The sequence below is a fragment of the Oceanobacter sp. 5_MG-2023 genome (assembly GCF_030548165.1).
Lineage (GTDB): Bacteria > Pseudomonadota > Gammaproteobacteria > Pseudomonadales > Oceanobacteraceae > Oceanobacter.
The window spans coordinates 1-16,254 of record NZ_JAUORS010000003.1 but is presented as its reverse complement, the minus strand read 5'-3'; the positions used below and the strand labels follow the sequence as shown (position 1 = coordinate 16,254).

General features: G+C 54.6%; 15 protein-coding genes. 3 read left to right on the top strand and 12 right to left on the bottom strand.

The window, feature by feature from the left end:
- Window positions 1-22: 22 nt before the first annotated feature.
- On the top strand, window positions 23-463 hold the full coding sequence (locus Q4551_RS03045; RefSeq protein ID WP_303431736.1) for a type IV pilin protein: 441 nt from the start codon (window positions 23-25) through the stop codon (window positions 461-463).
- Between the two features lie 91 nt (window positions 464-554).
- Here Q4551_RS03045 and ispH read toward each other — a convergent pair whose 3' ends face one another.
- From ispH to rplU, 12 genes are all read right to left on the bottom strand, one after another.
- Window positions 555-1,499, bottom strand: coding sequence for a 4-hydroxy-3-methylbut-2-enyl diphosphate reductase (gene ispH, locus Q4551_RS03040; RefSeq protein ID WP_303431735.1), 945 nt, complete (start codon window positions 1,497-1,499; stop codon window positions 555-557).
- Entirely contained in the window at window positions 1,489-1,947 is a 459-nt protein-coding gene (locus Q4551_RS03035; RefSeq protein ID WP_303431734.1) for a peptidylprolyl isomerase, read from the bottom strand. The genes ispH and Q4551_RS03035 overlap by 11 nt, the downstream gene beginning before the upstream one ends.
- Window positions 1,948-2,024: 77 nt before the next feature.
- A complete protein-coding gene (gene lspA / locus Q4551_RS03030) occupies window positions 2,025-2,546 on the bottom strand; it encodes a signal peptidase II (RefSeq protein WP_303431733.1) in 522 nt (173 codons plus the stop codon).
- Window positions 2,546-5,452: an isoleucine--tRNA ligase gene (gene ileS / locus Q4551_RS03025; RefSeq protein WP_303431732.1), complete on the bottom strand. Its 2,907-nt coding sequence runs from the start codon at window positions 5,450-5,452 to the stop codon at window positions 2,546-2,548. Before ileS ends, lspA begins: the two co-directional genes overlap by 1 nt.
- Window positions 5,442-6,458 (bottom strand): bifunctional riboflavin kinase/FAD synthetase, encoded by a 1,017-nt coding sequence (gene ribF, locus Q4551_RS03020; protein WP_303431731.1) that lies wholly within the window; start codon window positions 6,456-6,458, stop codon window positions 5,442-5,444. Before ribF ends, ileS begins: the two co-directional genes overlap by 11 nt.
- 177 nt (window positions 6,459-6,635) lie before the next feature.
- Window positions 6,636-8,228 (bottom strand): murein biosynthesis integral membrane protein MurJ, encoded by a 1,593-nt coding sequence (gene murJ, locus Q4551_RS03015; RefSeq protein ID WP_303431730.1) that lies wholly within the window; start codon window positions 8,226-8,228, stop codon window positions 6,636-6,638.
- Window positions 8,229-8,351: 123 nt separating this feature from the next.
- Complete coding sequence (rpsT, locus tag Q4551_RS03010) at window positions 8,352-8,618, bottom strand: 30S ribosomal protein S20 (protein WP_303431729.1); 267 nt, start codon at window positions 8,616-8,618, stop codon at window positions 8,352-8,354.
- A 120-nt stretch (window positions 8,619-8,738) separates the two neighbouring features.
- Window positions 8,739-9,578, bottom strand: coding sequence for a 3-deoxy-8-phosphooctulonate synthase (gene kdsA / locus Q4551_RS03005; protein ID WP_303431728.1), 840 nt, complete (start codon window positions 9,576-9,578; stop codon window positions 8,739-8,741).
- A 101-nt stretch (window positions 9,579-9,679) separates the two neighbouring features.
- Window positions 9,680-10,828, bottom strand: a complete 1,149-nt coding sequence (gene proB / locus Q4551_RS03000) for a glutamate 5-kinase (RefSeq protein ID WP_303431727.1) — start codon at window positions 10,826-10,828, stop codon at window positions 9,680-9,682.
- A 130-nt stretch (window positions 10,829-10,958) separates the two neighbouring features.
- Entirely contained in the window at window positions 10,959-12,158 is a 1,200-nt protein-coding gene (gene cgtA, locus Q4551_RS02995; RefSeq protein WP_303431726.1) for an Obg family GTPase CgtA, read from the bottom strand.
- A 100-nt stretch (window positions 12,159-12,258) separates the two neighbouring features.
- Window positions 12,259-12,516 carry a 50S ribosomal protein L27 gene (gene rpmA, locus Q4551_RS02990; protein ID WP_303431725.1) on the bottom strand — a complete coding sequence of 86 codons (258 nt, stop codon included), beginning with the start codon at window positions 12,514-12,516 and terminating at the stop codon, window positions 12,259-12,261.
- Window positions 12,517-12,607: 91 nt separating this feature from the next.
- Window positions 12,608-12,919: a 50S ribosomal protein L21 gene (gene rplU / locus Q4551_RS02985; protein ID WP_303431724.1), complete on the bottom strand. Its 312-nt coding sequence runs from the start codon at window positions 12,917-12,919 to the stop codon at window positions 12,608-12,610.
- 247 nt (window positions 12,920-13,166) lie between these two features.
- Between rplU and Q4551_RS02980 the strand changes: the two genes are divergently transcribed.
- Complete coding sequence (locus Q4551_RS02980; RefSeq protein WP_303431903.1) at window positions 13,167-14,177, top strand: polyprenyl synthetase family protein; 1,011 nt, start codon at window positions 13,167-13,169, stop codon at window positions 14,175-14,177.
- A gap of 28 nt (window positions 14,178-14,205) precedes the next feature.
- Complete coding sequence (gene dsbD, locus Q4551_RS02975; RefSeq protein WP_303431723.1) at window positions 14,206-16,104, top strand: protein-disulfide reductase DsbD; 1,899 nt, start codon at window positions 14,206-14,208, stop codon at window positions 16,102-16,104.
- Window positions 16,105-16,254 lie beyond the last annotated feature (150 nt).

Here is a 16,254-nt window from a genome sequence, read left to right as displayed (position 1 = left end):
GACAACAGGAAACCTGAAACCGATGAGATTGCCAGCCCACCTTGCTCCCAGCCGAGGTTTTACCCTGATTGAACTGATGATTGTGATCGCCATTATCGGCATTCTGGCAGCAATCGTTATACCTGGCTATCACAGCTATATAAGCCGGGCCATTCGTGCAGACACTGCCCAGGAATTATCACGTATCATGGCCGCCCAGGAACGTTATTATTCCGATGAGCTGACCTACACCACGGATTTGAGCAAACTGGGACTGACTCTCAGCAGCGGCTATTACCTGATCAAAAGCGGCGATACCACCGCCTACAAAGTGAGTGCTTCCAGTTGCTCTGGTGCTTTCCTGAGCCAATGTATCCAGATCACTGCCACGGCGGTCGGCAGCCAGGCAAGCGACGGCAATCTGGTACTGGACTCCACCGGTACCCAGACCCGTACCGTAGGCAGTGACGTCTTCGAATGGTAAAACACCGGCCAGCCGGTATTGGTTGACAGCCTGCGGCTATCACAAATGACGGCAGGCCAACCAACCACCGTCAGCAGGCGCCAGACCGGGCTCAGACTTCGCTCAAGCGCAGTTCCTTGGGCAGCGAAAACACCACGTTTTCTTCGGTTCCCTGAACTTCTTCAGGGGTCCGACCGCCCAGATTCACCAGGCACTGCACTACTTCTTTCACCAGCACTTCCGGGGCTGATGCACCGGCCGTCACCCCTACGTGGCCAATGTCGTTCAACCATTCAGGGCGGATTTCGCTGGCGTTATCAACCAGATAGGCCTTGGCTCCCATCCGCTCTCCCAGCTCGCGCAAGCGATTCGAGTTTGAGCTGTTGGGTGAACCAACCACCAACAGGACTTCACATTCAGCAGCCAGCTGTTTCACGGCATCCTGCCGGTTCTGGGTGGCGTAGCAAATATCATTCTTGCGTGGCCCCTGAATAGCAGGGAACTTCTGTCTCAGGGCATCAATTACCTTGGCGGTATCGTCCATCGACAAGGTCGTCTGGGTCACATAAGACAACCGGGAGGCGTCACGGACAGACAGGTTGGCGACATCCTCTTCATTTTCAACCAGGTAAATACTGCCACCCCGGCTGTAATCGTATTGCCCCATGGTGCCTTCCACTTCGGGATGGCCTTTATGTCCAATCAGCACACACTCGCTGCCATCGGCACTGTACCGGGCCACTTCAAGGTGGACCTTGGTAACCAGTGGGCAGGTGGCATCAAAAACCTTGAGGTGGCGGTCAGTGGCATTCTTGCGTACCGCCTGGGCCACACCATGGGCAGAAAAGATAACAATGCTGCCGTCCGGTATTTCATCCAGCTCATCCACAAAGATGGCGCCACGCTGGCGTAAATCGTTCACCACAAACTTGTTGTGTACCACTTCATGGCGCACATAAATCGGTGGCTCGAACAATTCCAGTGCCCGGTTGACGATATCGATAGCCCGATCAACCCCCGCACAAAATCCGCGTGGATTGGCGAGTTTAATTTGCATGGCTGATCTCTGTCGGTTTGACGTCAAGAATCTGAACCTCGAATGTCAGGATTTTACCTGCCAGAGGATGATTAAAATCCACCTCGACCCACTCGCCTTCCACACTGGCAATCACGCCTGGCAGCTCGGTGTTGGATGCATCCGCAAATGACACCACCAGACCGGGAGAAATCGGCAAGTCCGCGGCAAAGTCGGAACGCTTCATCCGCTGGACATTGTTCGGGTTATGCTGGCCAAAAGCGTGTTCAGGAGCAACACTGAAGGTTTCATGAGCTCCGGGGGCCAAACCTACAAGCAGGCTTTCAAAGCCTTCTGGCAAATTGCCATCACCAATCACCAGCTGCGCAGGCGTGGCATCAAAGGTTGAGTCAATCACCTGGCCATCTGCCAGTTTCAAGGCAAAATGCAGGGATACCGTGCTGCCACTGGAAATAATGTCTGCGGCCATGAGTTCACCTCTTGTTAGGCGTTTGTTGGGCGCTCGCCAGATACCGGGTTACGCCAATGTATGTCAGCCGTACGGATTCAATCGCTGCGACTGACGGAGTCAGAAGCCGGTTTCTGTGTGCTGATGCTGTCCCGTATCACGTCGATTGCCATCATGATGGCCCCTGCCGTAATGGCAGAGTCCGCAATATTGAAGGCAGGAAAATACGCGTTGTCCCAGTGCACGGAAATAAAGTCAATCACATGACCAAACAGCACCCGGTCGACCAGATTGCCCACCGCGCCCCCCAGAATCAGTGCCAGTGACACCGCCAGCCAGGGTTGGCTGCGCGGTAAGCGCCGCATCCAGACCATCAGCATGACACTGACGGCGGCTGAGATAAACGTAAAGAACCAGCGTTGCCAGCCCGGCTGGTCGGCCAGCAAACTGAATGCAGCCCCCTTGTTATACAGCAAGGTAAAATCCAGCACCGGTAACAGATATACCGGATTGCCATAGTGCAGCCAGGCTTCGGCCATTTGTTTGGTGGCCAGATCAATGACCAGAACCAGCAGGCTGAGCCACGACCAGATCAGGGCGCTGTTTTTTATCGATGTCATCAGGCGTACAGGCGAACTTCGCCCTCTCCCTCAACGTTGTCGATGCAACGGCGACACAGCGTTGGGTGGGCGGCATCGCTGCCAACCGTCTCGCTGTGATGCCAGCAACGCTCACATTTTTCTGCTGTCGAGGCGACGACACTGACGCGCAAGTCGCTCAGATCAGTGGCTTCGCCTTGCTCATCATCCCATGCTGCCACCCGGGCTGAAGACGTCATCAGCACAAAGCGTAATTCATCACCCAGTTGCTCCAGAGCCACTCGCAGTTCGTCATTGGCGTACAGCACCAGATCCGCTCCCAGGCTGGCACCGATCAGCTTGTCACTACGGGCTTTTTCCAGCTGGCCATTTACGGCTTCCTTGACCTTGAGAATGGTTTGCCAGTACCCGTTGTCGAAGCCGTTATCAGACACAACCGGAAAGTCGGTGTACCACTCGGCCAACAACACGGAGGCATCACGATCACCGGGCAAGTTGTCCCAGATTTCTTCCGCAGTAAAGGACAATACCGGGGCAATCCAGCGAGCCATGGCTTCCAGTACATGGAACAACGCCGTCTGGGCACTGCGACGCGGCAAGCCATCATGTTTGCCGGTGTATTGGCGGTCCTTGATGATATCCAGATAGAAGCCACCCAGCTCACTGACACAGAAATTCATCAACGTTTTGGTCAGCCCCTTGAAATCGTAATCCAGATAGAAGGCGATCACCTTCTCTTGCAGGGTGCGGGTGTATTCCACAATCCAGGCGTCCAGCGGCAGCAGTTGTTCACCGGCCACCAGATCTGTTTTTGGATCAAAACCATGAATATTGGCCAACAGGAAACGACAGGTATTACGCACCCGACGGTAGGCATCGGCGTTGCGCTTGAGAATCTCGTCCGAGACGGTCATTTCACCGCTGTAGTCGGTATCGGCCACCCACCAGCGCAGGATGTCGCCACCCAGGCTGTTAAGCACTTTCTGTGGTTCAACCGTGTTGCCCAGGGATTTGGACATCTTGCGACCGTTGGCGTCGACGGTGAAACCATGGGTCAGCACCGTTTTATAGGGGGCATGGCCATACGCCGCCACACTGGTCAGCAAGGAACTCTGGAACCAGCCGCGATGCTGGTCAGAACCTTCCAGATACATATCGGCCGGGAAAGTCAGTTCTTCACGACGCTGACAAACGGAAGTATGGGTGACGCCGGAGTCAAACCAGACATCCAGGGTATCCGTCACCTTGACGTAGTCGGCGGCTTCATCGCCCAACAGTTCCGCGGCATCCAGTTCAAACCAGGCATCAATACCCACGGCTTCTACTTTTTGCGCTACCTGTTCAATCAGTTCGGCAGTACGGGGATGCAATTCACTGCTGTCTTTATGGACAAACAGCGCGATCGGTACGCCCCAGGTACGCTGACGCGAAATACACCAATCCGGCCGGTCGGTCAGCATGCCTTCAATACGGGCCTTGCCCCAACCCGGGCGCCATTCCACTGCGTTTTCCACTTCGTCCATGGCCTGCTGCAGCAAGCCATTCTGATTCATGGCAATAAACCACTGGGGCGTTGCCCGGAAAATAATCGGGGTTTTGTGACGCCAGCAGTGTGGATAACTGTGGGTGATATTGGCTTTTTTCAGCAACGCACCACATTCATTAAGAATGGCCAATACCCGGAAGTTACCCTTGTTCGCGGTGCTTAACCCGGTCAGTTCCAAGGCTTGCAAGGTGGCGTTATCGATAAAATTGCCGTGGCTGTCGACCAGCATCTCGGCGGAGCGGATGCCGAAGGTCTGACATACACTGTAGTCATCCGCACCGTGCATTGGAGCGGTATGGACAGAGCCGGTACCGGAATCGGCGGTGACGTGCTCGCCGGTGATGATCGGTACGTATTTTTCGGCGCTATCGGCTGCTGGCATAAAAGGGTGTCGAACCACAAACGGAGCGCTGTCACCAGCCGCCAGTTGTTCCGGAGTCCAACCCAATACTGCGCCCTTGGCAGTAGCCACCACCTCGTAATCACTGGCATCAATGCCATAACGGGCCATTGAGTCAGCCACCAGGTCGGCCGCCAGCACCAATAGTTCATCCTGTTCTTTCAGCAGTACCAGCGAGTATTCCAGCGTCGGGTGTACCGATACGGCTTCGTTCGCCGGCAGAGTCCAGGGAGTGGTTGTCCAGATCACAATGCTGGCCGTTTTACTCGCCAGTGTCGCTTCGGCACCAAAGGCCGCCAGCAACTGCGCGGTATCCGGGAAAGCAAACTTCACATCAATCGCTACGGACTTTTTATCCTGGTGCTCAACTTCCGCTTCCGCCAATGCAGAACCACATTCCGGGCACCAGTTCACTGGCTTGAAGCCCTTGTGCAAGTGGCCCTTGTCGATGATTTTGCCCAGCGTACGAATGATGTCCGCTTCGGTTGTAAAATCCATGGTGAGATAAGGGTTATCCCAGTCTCCCAACACCATCAGGCGTTTGAAGTCCTCGCGCTGGCCATCGACCTGTTTGGCGGCGTATTCGCGGCAATGACGACGAAATTCACTGGCGCTGACCTTGTCACCCGCCTTGCCTACCTGCTCTTCCACTTTCAGTTCAATCGGCAAGCCATGGCAATCCCATCCCGGTACATAAGGAGCATCAAAGCCACTCATGGTCCGTGACTTGACGATCATGTCTTTCAGAATCTTGTTAACGGCGTGACCAATATGAATCTTGCCATTGGCGTATGGCGGGCCATCATGCAGGATAAACTTGTTACGACCGGCACGTGCCGCACGAATCTGCTGGTACAGCCCCATTTTTTCCCAACGAGCCAGCATGTCAGGCTCTCGCTTGGCCAAATTACCGCGCATGGGAAATTCGGTATCCGGTAAATTCAGAGTCGATTTGTACTGGCTGTCCACTTTATCGTTCATAACGGGTCACTTCTGATAAATTCAATTCGGTCGTCGTTATCCGGGTCGATCCCGAATCACGGAAAGAGTATGGCAATGTGGCGAAATAATGCTGGGCCGAGCGTTTGTCATCGTCAATAGCGGCTTGTAGTGATTCCAGGCCATCAAAGGCACGCTCACCACGAATACGATGCCAGAATTCGACCGTCAGATGCTGGCCATACAGATCACCGGAAAATCCGAACAGGTGAACCTCCAGTGACGGCTCAGGCTTCAGGCTGATGGTCGGTTTGATTCCGACATTGGCCACTCCCAGATATTCTTCGCCGGTCTCCTGGATACGTGTGGCCACGGCATACACTCCACACAAAGGCAGGCGGCGGCGATGGATCATCACATTGGCGGTGGGAGTATTCAGCGTACGGCCCAGTTCCCGGCCGTGGGCAACCCGCCCGGACATGCGATAGGTACGCCCCAGCAACTTGCGCACTTCGCCCAGACGGTTGGCTTCCAGCTCCTTGCGGATACGGGTACTGCTGACGCGTTCTCCGGCCACCAGAAAGGTCGAGGAGTTCTGCACCACAAAACCGTATTGCTGGCCAGCACTGGCCAGCAGCGCATAATCACCCCGGCGATCACAGCCAAAGCGGAAGTCATCTCCCACGATCAGATGGCGAATACCGAGCGTATCCACCAGTACCTGCTTGATAAAATCATCCGCCGACATTGATCGCAGCGCCTGATTAAACGGCAGGCACAGAACGTAATCGACGTGATCGGCATCAAGATCAAGTAATTTCTCGCGCAGATTGGCCAGTCGCGCGGGGGCTTGGTCCGCGGCAAAAAATTCCTTGGGCTGCGGCTCAAAAATCATTACCAGCGTTGGCACAGCCAACCCGGTTGCCGCGGCATGGAGTCCATGCAAAATAGCCTGATGCCCCAGATGCAAGCCATCAAAATTACCAATGGTGATCGCACAGCCAGAGAATTCCGCTGGAATATTATGTAAGCCTCGCAGCAGACGCATGAGCGATGACAGTCCTCAGTGATTCAGTTACCGGAACAAACAGATAACCAGACAAAAATACAAGGGGCTGGATTATAGCCAAGGCACCGCGCCGGGAACAGTCAAACACCGGAAACAGCCGCTATAGACTGAATTTAGCCTCGAACCACCCCATCAGGCGCAGCGGGCACCAGCCCTCTAGTCAAACAAGGCACCACGCAAGTGCCGGGGCCGCAGCCCGGCAACAAGCAACACCAGCACATAGACGACAACGCCCGAAACAACCACCAGCGTCATTTGTACCATACGCTCAGAAGCTGACCACAGCAGCCAATCGGCCACATCCCCCATGAGCCACCAGGTCACTCCCAGCAAGGCAGCATTTGCCAATGCCAGCTTGGCCATAAACCCCAACCAGCCTCGACTGTGTTGCAGCACCCCGGCTTTGCGCAACCCCAGATATAACATCAGAGCATTAAAGTACGATGAGATAGCGGTGGCCAGCGCCAGCCCGACATGGGCAAACGGCAACACCAGCGCCAGATTAAACACCATATTCACGACCATCGCCTGAATACCAATACGTACCGGTGTGCGGGTATCCTGCCGTGCATAATAACCGGGAGCCAAGACCTTGATCAGCATAAAGGCCAACAGGCCCGAGGCGTAAGCTTGCAAGGCGACCGACATTTGCTCAATGTCATAAGTCGTCATTTCACCGTGATAAAAAATGGTTGCCATCAACGGCTGAGCCAACAGCGCCAGCGCCAGGGCTGCCGGTAATGCCAGCAGCAACACCATGCGCACCGCCCAATCGAGCGTACGAGCAAAGCCCTCAGCCTGTTCTCCAGCGTGCTTACTCGACAGCGCAGGCAAGATCACCACACCAATGGCGATGGCAAAAATTCCCAGCGGCAGGTTATTGAGCCGATCGGCATAATACAGCCAGCTGACGCTGCCATCTTCCAGAAATGATGCCAGTACCGTATCCAGCAACAGATTAATCTGACTGACCGACACCCCGAACAAAGCCGGTATCATCAAGCTGACAATACGTCGAACCCCTTCATCATCCCGTTTTACCGTCGGCCGCACCAACAGCTGCAAGCGGGCGAGAAACGGCAGCTGAAACAGCAATTGCAGCAGTCCGGCAAAAAAGACTCCCCAGGCCAATGCAAACAATGGCTCCTCAAACCAGTCAACCATCAGCCATGTTGCGGCAATCAGTGTCAGATTCAGCAACACCGGAGTAAAAGCCGGGATGGCAAAACGGCCGTAACTGTTCAGCACCCCACCCGCAAAGGCCGTCATGGCAATAAACAACAGATAAGGAAAGGTAATACGCAGCAGATCCCCGGTCAGGGCAAATTTTTCCGGATTGGTAGCAAAACCGGGGGCAAACAACCAGGGCAGGTAGTCCGCCGCTAACAACGCCAGTGTCGTCACCGTCAGCAATGCCAGACCCAGGGTACCGGATACCCGCGACACCAGCAGTTGCACCTCATCCAGAGAACGACGGGTACGGTATTCACTCAGTACCGGAACAAAAGCGACCGAGAAGGCACCTTCGGCAAACAGGCGACGAAAAAAATTGGGGATTTTAAAAGCCACCAGAAAGGCATCAACCCGGGTGCCAAAATACTGTGCCACCACAATATCACGCACCAGCCCCAGCACCCGACTGAGCAAGGTGAACACGCTGACGACCGATGAAGAACGCAGCAGACTACTGCCTGTCGACCGGGCACCCGCTTCCGTGGTTGTTGACGATGCTGCTTTTTGTTTGTCCACGACGGATTTCTCTTGTTGTACAACCTGGTACGGGCTGCGCAGGATGCTTCACCCAGAAGGGCCTTGCCAACAGACAGCCACAAAAAAGCCCGCAAAAGCGGGCTTTTTTATCGTCGAAAGGCCTTAGCCTTTCAGCGCAACAACCTGCGAATTCAGACGGCTTTTGGTACGGGCTGCAGTGTTTTTATGCAGAATACCTTTGTTGACCATCTTATCGATATACGGTTGGGCTTTAACGAACGCAGCTTGGGCCTGTTCGTAGTTATCAGACGCTACAGCAGCGTGTACTTTCTTGATGTAGGTACGCACCATAGAACGCAGTGCGATCGTACGGGCACGGCGTTTGATAGCCTGACGGGCGCGTTTACGAGAACCAGCAGAATTTGCCACAGTCGGCTCCTTAATAAGGGGTTTAGTGAATTCCAAGAGGGCCGGGATTATCCCGGCCAGCCCCTTCCATGTCAACCAGAAGTCGCTTTATTTCAACAAACTGGCCGGTTTTCTTGCAACTTAGCCGATAACAACCTTATCGAACGATTTAACCAGGTCATCCACTGCTTTCATTTGTTTCAAATAAACTTCCAGCTTATCGAGTGGCAAGGCGCAAGGGCCATCACATTTGGCTTCTGCAGGGTTAGGGTGAGCCTCGATAAACAGGCCACCAATACCCAACGCCATCCCCGAACGCGCCAGTTCAAACGCCTGCTGACGACGCCCATCCGCCGAATCCGTACGACCACCCGGGCGCTGCAACGCATGGGTCGCATCAAAAATAACCGGTGCCATGGGTTTCATATCATCCATACCGAGCATATCAACCACCAGGTTGTTATAGCCGAATGAAGAACCACGCTCACACAACATCACCCGCTCGTTACCGGCTTCGGCAAATTTCTTGATGATATGACGCATTTCATGCGGTGCCAGAAACTGGGGTTTTTTCACATTAATGGCAGCACCTGTCTCAGCCATCGCCACCACCAGATCAGTCTGACGCGCCAGAAAAGCCGGTAACTGAATCACATCAACCACCTCGGCAACAGGAGCTGCCTGATAGGTTTCATGAACGTCGGTAATAATTGGCACATTAAACGTTGCCTTGATCTCTTCAAAGATCTTCAGGCCTTCTTCCATACCGGGACCGCGATAGGAGTTGATCGAGGAACGGTTCGCCTTGTCAAACGACGCCTTGAAGACATACGGAATACCCAGGCGAGTGGTCACCTCCACATAATGCTCACAAATGGCCATGGCAAGATCACGGCTCTCAAGCACATTCATACCGCCAAACAGGGTAAAAGGCTTGTCGTTGCTGACTTCCAGACCGCCAAAGGCTACCGACTCAATCATAGTGTTCCTCAGATATACATTTAGAAAGTTCAGGGACTCAGACGTGTACCCTGCACGAATGAGGCGCAAAGCAATAATAACGGTGTATTGCGTCTGTCTGGTTATATTACCACCAGATTATCCCTGTGGATCATTTCCTGTTCCACAACAAAACCCAGCACCTGTTCCAACTCGGACGACGGTGTGCGCAAGATCTTGTTGGCTTCGCTGCGACTGTAATTCACCAGCCCTTTGGCAACCAGCTCGCCACGTTCATTTTTACAGGCAACCACTTCGCCGCGCTCAAAGCGGCCATTCAGCGCCACCACACCAATCGGCAGCAGACTGCGATGACCATTACGCAGGGCATTTACCGCCCCATCGTCCAGAATCAATTCCCCGCGAGTCTGCAGGTGACCGGCAATCCACTGCTTGCGCGCCGCAACTGGCTCGCGATCAGCCACCAACAAGGTGCCCAGCAGTTCACCCGCACGCAAACGCGGCAACACATTCTCAATCCGGCCGCCGACAATCAGGGTATCCGCTCCGGAACGGGATGCCAGAGACGCCGCTCGTACCTTGGTGACCATACCACCACGCCCCAACGCACCACCGCTGCCCGCCATATCGGCAATGGCAGGGTCAGACGCCTTGGCTTCCAGTACCAGCTCGGCATCCGGGCAGGAACGGGGATCGGCAGTGAACAGCCCTTGCTGATCGGTCAGAATCACCAGTACATCAGCCTCTACCAGATTGGCAACCAGAGCGCCCAGCGTATCGTTATCCCCAAAGCAGATTTCATCGGTTACGACGGTGTCATTTTCATTCACCACCGGCACCACACCCAGATTCATCAGAGTGCGTAACGTGCTGCGAGCGTTAAGATAACGGGTACGGTTACTGAGATCATCATGGGTCAGCAACACCTGGGCGGTGAGCCGGTCATGTTTACCAAAAGCGGTTTCATAAGCCTGCACCAACCCCATCTGCCCGACCGCCGCCGCCGCCTGCAACTGATAAAGTTCTTCCGGTCGCTTATGCCAGCCAAGACGGGTCATACCGGCGGCAACCGAGCCGGACGAGACCAGAATAATATCGTGCCCCAGGCGCTGTAATTCGGCCATCTGATCAACCCAGGATTGCATCCCTTCGAGATCAAGACCCTGGCCGTCATTGGTCAGCAGAGCGCTGCCAATCTTGATAACCCAGCGCTTTTTCTGCGCCAGCCGAATACGATGCTGCTGAATTTGCTGTTGAGAGTCCAAAGCCATTCCAAAAGCTATTGATGCAAGGCCATGGCAGAAAGCAATGGCCGGGATACTGGGACAACCTGGCTGGCGCGGCAATCACACCAACAGGGAGCCAACCAGCGACGTGGTAACCGCGGCGGCTACCTGAAAACTATTCGTTAAGATAAACAACTTCGACGTCGTAGTCATCGTCGTCATTGTCGTTTGACGCCGCCCGAATCGCAGCCCGCTCGGCGCGATGCCGCTCTTCCAGCTCTTCGATACGTTCGCGGGCTTCTTCTTCGACCACTTCGCGCTCCCGCTCGATCTGGGCAGCAAACTCTTCGTCCTGCTCAGCCCGCAGGCGGCGTTCTTCGATATATTCCATAATGTCGCAACTCAACGGGAAAGTACCATCCTTGTTGATTGCAGCAATCTGGTAAACCGGGCCTTGCCAGTCCAGCTTGTCCAGAACGTCCTGACAGGCGGCTTGTCGCTCGTCTTCCGGCAACAGATCCAGCTTGTTCAGAATCAGCCAGCGATCCCGCTTGACCAGTCCGGGAGAAAAATACTCCAGCTCATCGATAATGGTACGCGCACACTCTGCAGGATCAGCGCCATCCGGTGGAGCCATATCCACAATATGCAGTAACAAATGAGTCCGCACCAAATGCTTCAGAAAGCGAACACCCAAGCCCGCACCTTCTGATGCACCTTCGATCAGCCCGGGAATATCGGCAATCACAAAACTGCGATGCTGCTCTATGGAAACCACCCCCAGATTCGGCACCAGTGTGGTGAAGGGATAATCAGCAACCTTCGGGCGAGCGGCAGAGACAGACCGGATAAAGGTAGACTTACCAGCATTGGGCAAGCCCAGCAAACCGACATCAGCCAGTACTTTCAGCTCCAGCTTGAGGTTACGTGACTCTCCCTCTTGCCCTGGCTTGGTCTGGCGTGGTGCCTGGTTGGTACTCGACTTGTAACGGGTATTCCCAAGACCGTGAAAACCACCCCGAGCCACCATCAGGCGTTGGCCGATTGCCGTCAGATCACCCAGCGTCTCACCGGTATCTTCGTCGATCGCCGTGGTACCGACAGGTACCGGCAAGACAATATCTTCACCTTTGGCACCGGTACAGTTACGACTGGCGCCACCCTGACCGTTCTGGGCGCGATGACGCCGGGTATAACGATAATCCACCAGCGTATTGATCGAGTCGTTGGCTTCAAGATACACCGAACCACCGTCACCGCCGTCGCCGCCATCCGGGCCGCCTTTAGGAATGAACTTTTCGCGACGAAAGCTCAAACAGCCGTTGCCGCCCTTTCCCGCTTCAACTGTAATTCGTGCTTCGTCAACGAACTTCATATCGATACCTCAAAAAAACATACAAAAACGCCCCAACTGCAAGCAGCTGGGGCGCTTTTTACGGCAAACCAACCGCCGACAACCTTGAACCGGTTGTCGATCAGGCAGGAACGACGCTAACAGTCTTGCGATTGTTTGGACCTTTCACTTCAAATTTGACAACGCCTTCGGCAGTTGCAAACAGAGTGTGGTCACGAGCAACACGGACATTGTCACCGGCGTGTACACGAGTGCCACGCTGACGAATAATGATTGCGCCTGCTTTTGCTGCCTGGCCGCCGTACAGTTTCACGCCAAGGCGTTTACTTTCGGAATCGCGACCGTTCTTGGTAGAACCACCAGCTTTTTTGTGAGCCATGCTTCTTTCTCCTTCTGAGGGACCACTACAACACTGCGGATGCGGTGACCGTCATTCACAGTCACCCGGGCCCAAATTGAATTTAAAAAAATTAGCCAGCGATGCTGGTGATTTTCAGTTCAGTGAACCACTGACGGTGGCCCATTTGTTTCATGTGGTGCTTACGACGCTTGAACTTCATGATTTTCACTTTCTTGTGACGACCATGGGCAACCACTTCTGCCGTTACTTTAGCGCCTTCAACCACAGGAGTGCCAATTTTAACGTCATCGCCGTTACCAATCAGCAAAACTTTTTCCAGTTCAACCGCATCGCCTGTTGCTACTTCCAGTTTTTCAACCTTCAGTGTTTGGCCTTCTTCAACACGGTATTGCTTACCGCCGGTAATTACTACTGCGTACATGAGGTTCTCCACCTGCTGCATTTTTAGCCGGGCCTCTGATCAGCACCGGTCCATAACCGAATACGCTACTTTCACAACCTGCTTCTACTGGGAACGCACGGGTTACCATATGGCAGGGAGCTGAAATTCGGGCGCGAGACTGTACCTCAGAGCAAGCTGCGTTGCAAGTCGGAGATTCTCGCATTTCCTTGACAGTGTCGACGCTCAACTCTAGCATTTGCGGCAGTTTTCCCGAGACATTATGAATATGCCGTCATCCAACATCACATCCCCATCTCCGGCCCCGTCCATGTCGCTGGCCGACATACTGACATGTGTTGATGATGATTTTCAGGCGGTCAACCGGCTCATCAACGAGCAGCTGGAATCCCGCGTTCCACTGGTCGAAAAAATCGCTGACTATATCGTCAACAGTGGTGGCAAGCGCATCCGGCCATTGCTGGTGCTTCTGAGCGCCCGGGCATTGGGCAACTGCGATCAGGGTGCGATCAAACTGGCGGCCATTATCGAGTTCTTGCACACCGCCACCCTGTTGCACGACGATGTGGTGGATACCTCGGACATGCGCCGGGGCAACCCGACCGCCAATGCCAAATGGGGTAATGCTCCCAGCGTACTGGTCGGTGACTTCCTTTACAGCCGCTCGTTTAACATGCTGGTGGAACTGGCCAACCTCAAGGTAATGGATATTCTTTCCTCGACCACCTGTGTGATTGCCGAAGGCGAGGTGCTGCAGCTGACCAACGTCAAAAACCCGAATATCACCGAAGCCCAGTATATGGACGTGATTCAGGGTAAAACCGCACAACTGTTTGAAGCCTCAACCCACGGCACCGCCGCCCTGCTGCAAGCTCCGGATGACATCCAGGAAGCGCTGCGTATTTACGGCAAGGAACTGGGGCTGGCCTTCCAGTTAATCGACGATGTGCTGGATTACGAAGGCAATGCCGCCGATCTCGGCAAAAACGTTGGTGATGACCTGGCGGAAGGCAAGCCAACACTGCCACTGATTCATGCCATGGCCAATGCCGATGAAACCGGCCGCAAACTGGTGCGCCAGGCCATTCGCAAAGGTGGTCTGGATAACATGGAGGATGTCATGGCCGTGGTCACACATACCCGCTCAATGGAGTACACCCGCAACAAAGCCAATGCCTGTGTGCAACGGGCCGAACAACAGCTGCAACTTTTACCCCAATCGGCGGCCAAAGACGCCCTGATTGCTCTGGCCAGAATCGCCGTCCAGCGCAAAACCTAACTCTACCCACCCAGAACCGGGGATTTTTATGCAGGTTGTTGCCAGATATCTGATTGCCATCCTGGCGCTGCTCGCCCTGACGCCTACTGTCCAGGCCGGGCTATTTGATCCACTCGGCGGCGCTGAACCCAAATTTTTACCGGTGGAACAGGCTTTTCCACTCCAGACAGATATTGATGGCGGCCTGTTAATTGCCCAATGGCAAACCCCGCCTGGCTACTATTTGTATCAACATCGTATTTATCTGAGCCAGGATGACATACAGCAGGACCCTGCCAGCTTTTCAGAACCCGGCATTGATAAATACGACGAAGCCTTTGGCGATATCATTGCCCATTACGGCCCACGGGAAGTTATCTTCAAGCTGGATTCATTCAGTGCCGGTGTCGTCACCCTCCACTATCAGGGTTGCGCCGATGCCGGGCTGTGTTACCCACCCCAGCGTATCAATATCACCATTGCGGCCAGTGACCTTCCATCAGCCAGTCCGGTTCCCGCAGCTGCCACACCATCGGCTCCCTGGGAAAATACCGCAACAGATACCGCAACTACCGCAGCAGGCACCACCACGAACGCTGTCACTCAGTCAGCAACCACCAGCGCCAGCTCTGGCATTAACAGCAACAATACTTATCCTCCCGCGACCGGCCAGCCAGCCAGCAGTTCCGCTCACTGGTTTGAAGGCTCCTGGCTGACCACCATTGGCCTGTTCTTCCTGCTCGGCATCGGACTGACATTTACCCCTTGTGTGCTGCCGATGATTCCGATCATGTCGGCGGTGGTGATGGGTCAAAACCAGACCATTTCCGCCCGGCGCGGTTTTTTGCTGTCCAGCACCTATGTACTCGGAATGGCCATTACCTACGCCCTGGCGGGGGTTATCATGGGACTACTGGGAGCCGGAGCCAATATCCAGGCCTGGATGCAAACCCCCTGGGTGCTGGTGCTCTTTGCCCTGCTGTTCGTGTTGCTGGCGTTGTCGATGTTTGGTCTCTATGAACTGCAATTACCCAGCAAACTCCGCAATCGCCTTAATCAAATGAGCCAACAGCAATCCGGTGGCCACCTGCTCAGCGTGTTTGTGATTGGCATCCTTTCGGCACTGGTTGTGTCGCCCTGTGTCTCGGCACCGTTGGCCGGAGCACTGGTTTACCTCAGTACCACCGGCAACGTCTGGCTCGGCGGTGGCGCCCTGCTGGCGCTTGGGTTGGGCATGGGGGCACCACTTATTATCCTGGGTACCAGCGGCGGCTCGCTGATGCCCAAAGCCGGTGCCTGGATGAACCAGATCAAAATCTTTTTTGGGGTATTACTGCTGGCCGTTGCACTCTGGCTGGTCAGCCGCATTCTGCCCGGGTCACTGAGTCTTGCACTCTGGGGGCTGCTGGCACTGGTTTATGCCGTGGTTGCCGGTGTATTTGAACCGGCATCAACACCACGCCATCGCGCCTTCAAAGGCCTGGCCTGGGCACTGCTGGTTTACGGCGTCGCCGCCTTCTGGGGCGCATTGCAAGGCAACCATAATCCGTTACAGCCACTGGCATCTACTCATGCCGGGTCTGCTGCCAGCGCTGAACAACAGGCCAACGCTTTTTATCGCACCGAGTCGGTGACTGACATCCAGCGCCTGATCAAAAACAGCCAGCAACCCGTCATGCTGGATCTCTACGCCGACTGGTGCATCAGCTGCAAAGTCATGGATGAAGAAATTTTTGCCGATGATGAAGTACAGCGCCAATTGAGCCATATGACCTGGCTGCAGCTCGACATTACCCGTAATACCGACGAACAGATTGCCCTGTTACAAAGCCTGGCCGTTTTTGGCCCTCCGACGGTACTGTTCTTCCACGAAGGTATTGAAGTTCCTGAGCGCCGTATCGTCGGGGAAATATCCAAAGCCGAATTTCTGCGCCTGACCCAACCCTGACCCGACACCAACCGATGCAAGTGCCCATCCGCATATCGGGGATATACTTGAATAATCATAACCAGGCACACATATAGGGGGCATCTATTTAATCCGGTGCTCACTCTGGGCTACCGGATGGTTTCGAATCACGAAGCCGACTTGCAGGCC

Excerpts from the sequence above, each read along its gene's own strand:
- Q4551_RS03045 (WP_303431736.1), top strand. The coding sequence starts at position 23 with ATGAGATTGCCAGCCCACCTTGCTCCCAGCCGAGGTTTTACCCTGATT.
- kdsA (WP_303431728.1), bottom strand. The coding sequence starts at position 9,578 with ATGATTGAGTCGGTAGCCTTTGGCGGTCTGGAAGTCAGCAACGACAAG.
- rplU (WP_303431724.1), bottom strand. The coding sequence starts at position 12,919 with ATGTACGCAGTAGTAATTACCGGCGGTAAGCAATACCGTGTTGAAGAA.
- rpmA (WP_303431725.1), bottom strand. The coding sequence starts at position 12,516 with ATGGCTCACAAAAAAGCTGGTGGTTCTACCAAGAACGGTCGCGATTCC.
- ispH (WP_303431735.1), bottom strand. The coding sequence starts at position 1,499 with ATGCAAATTAAACTCGCCAATCCACGCGGATTTTGTGCGGGGGTTGAT.
- lspA (WP_303431733.1), bottom strand. The coding sequence starts at position 2,546 with ATGACATCGATAAAAAACAGCGCCCTGATCTGGTCGTGGCTCAGCCTG.
- dsbD (WP_303431723.1), top strand. The coding sequence starts at position 14,206 with ATGCAGGTTGTTGCCAGATATCTGATTGCCATCCTGGCGCTGCTCGCC.
- Q4551_RS02980 (WP_303431903.1), top strand. The coding sequence starts at position 13,167 with ATGCCGTCATCCAACATCACATCCCCATCTCCGGCCCCGTCCATGTCG.
- cgtA (WP_303431726.1), bottom strand. The coding sequence starts at position 12,158 with ATGAAGTTCGTTGACGAAGCACGAATTACAGTTGAAGCGGGAAAGGGC.
- ribF (WP_303431731.1), bottom strand. The coding sequence starts at position 6,458 with ATGCGTCTGCTGCGAGGCTTACATAATATTCCAGCGGAATTCTCTGGC.
- proB (WP_303431727.1), bottom strand. The coding sequence starts at position 10,828 with ATGGCTTTGGACTCTCAACAGCAAATTCAGCAGCATCGTATTCGGCTG.
- ileS (WP_303431732.1), bottom strand. The coding sequence starts at position 5,452 with ATGAACGATAAAGTGGACAGCCAGTACAAATCGACTCTGAATTTACCG.
- Q4551_RS03035 (WP_303431734.1), bottom strand. The coding sequence starts at position 1,947 with ATGGCCGCAGACATTATTTCCAGTGGCAGCACGGTATCCCTGCATTTT.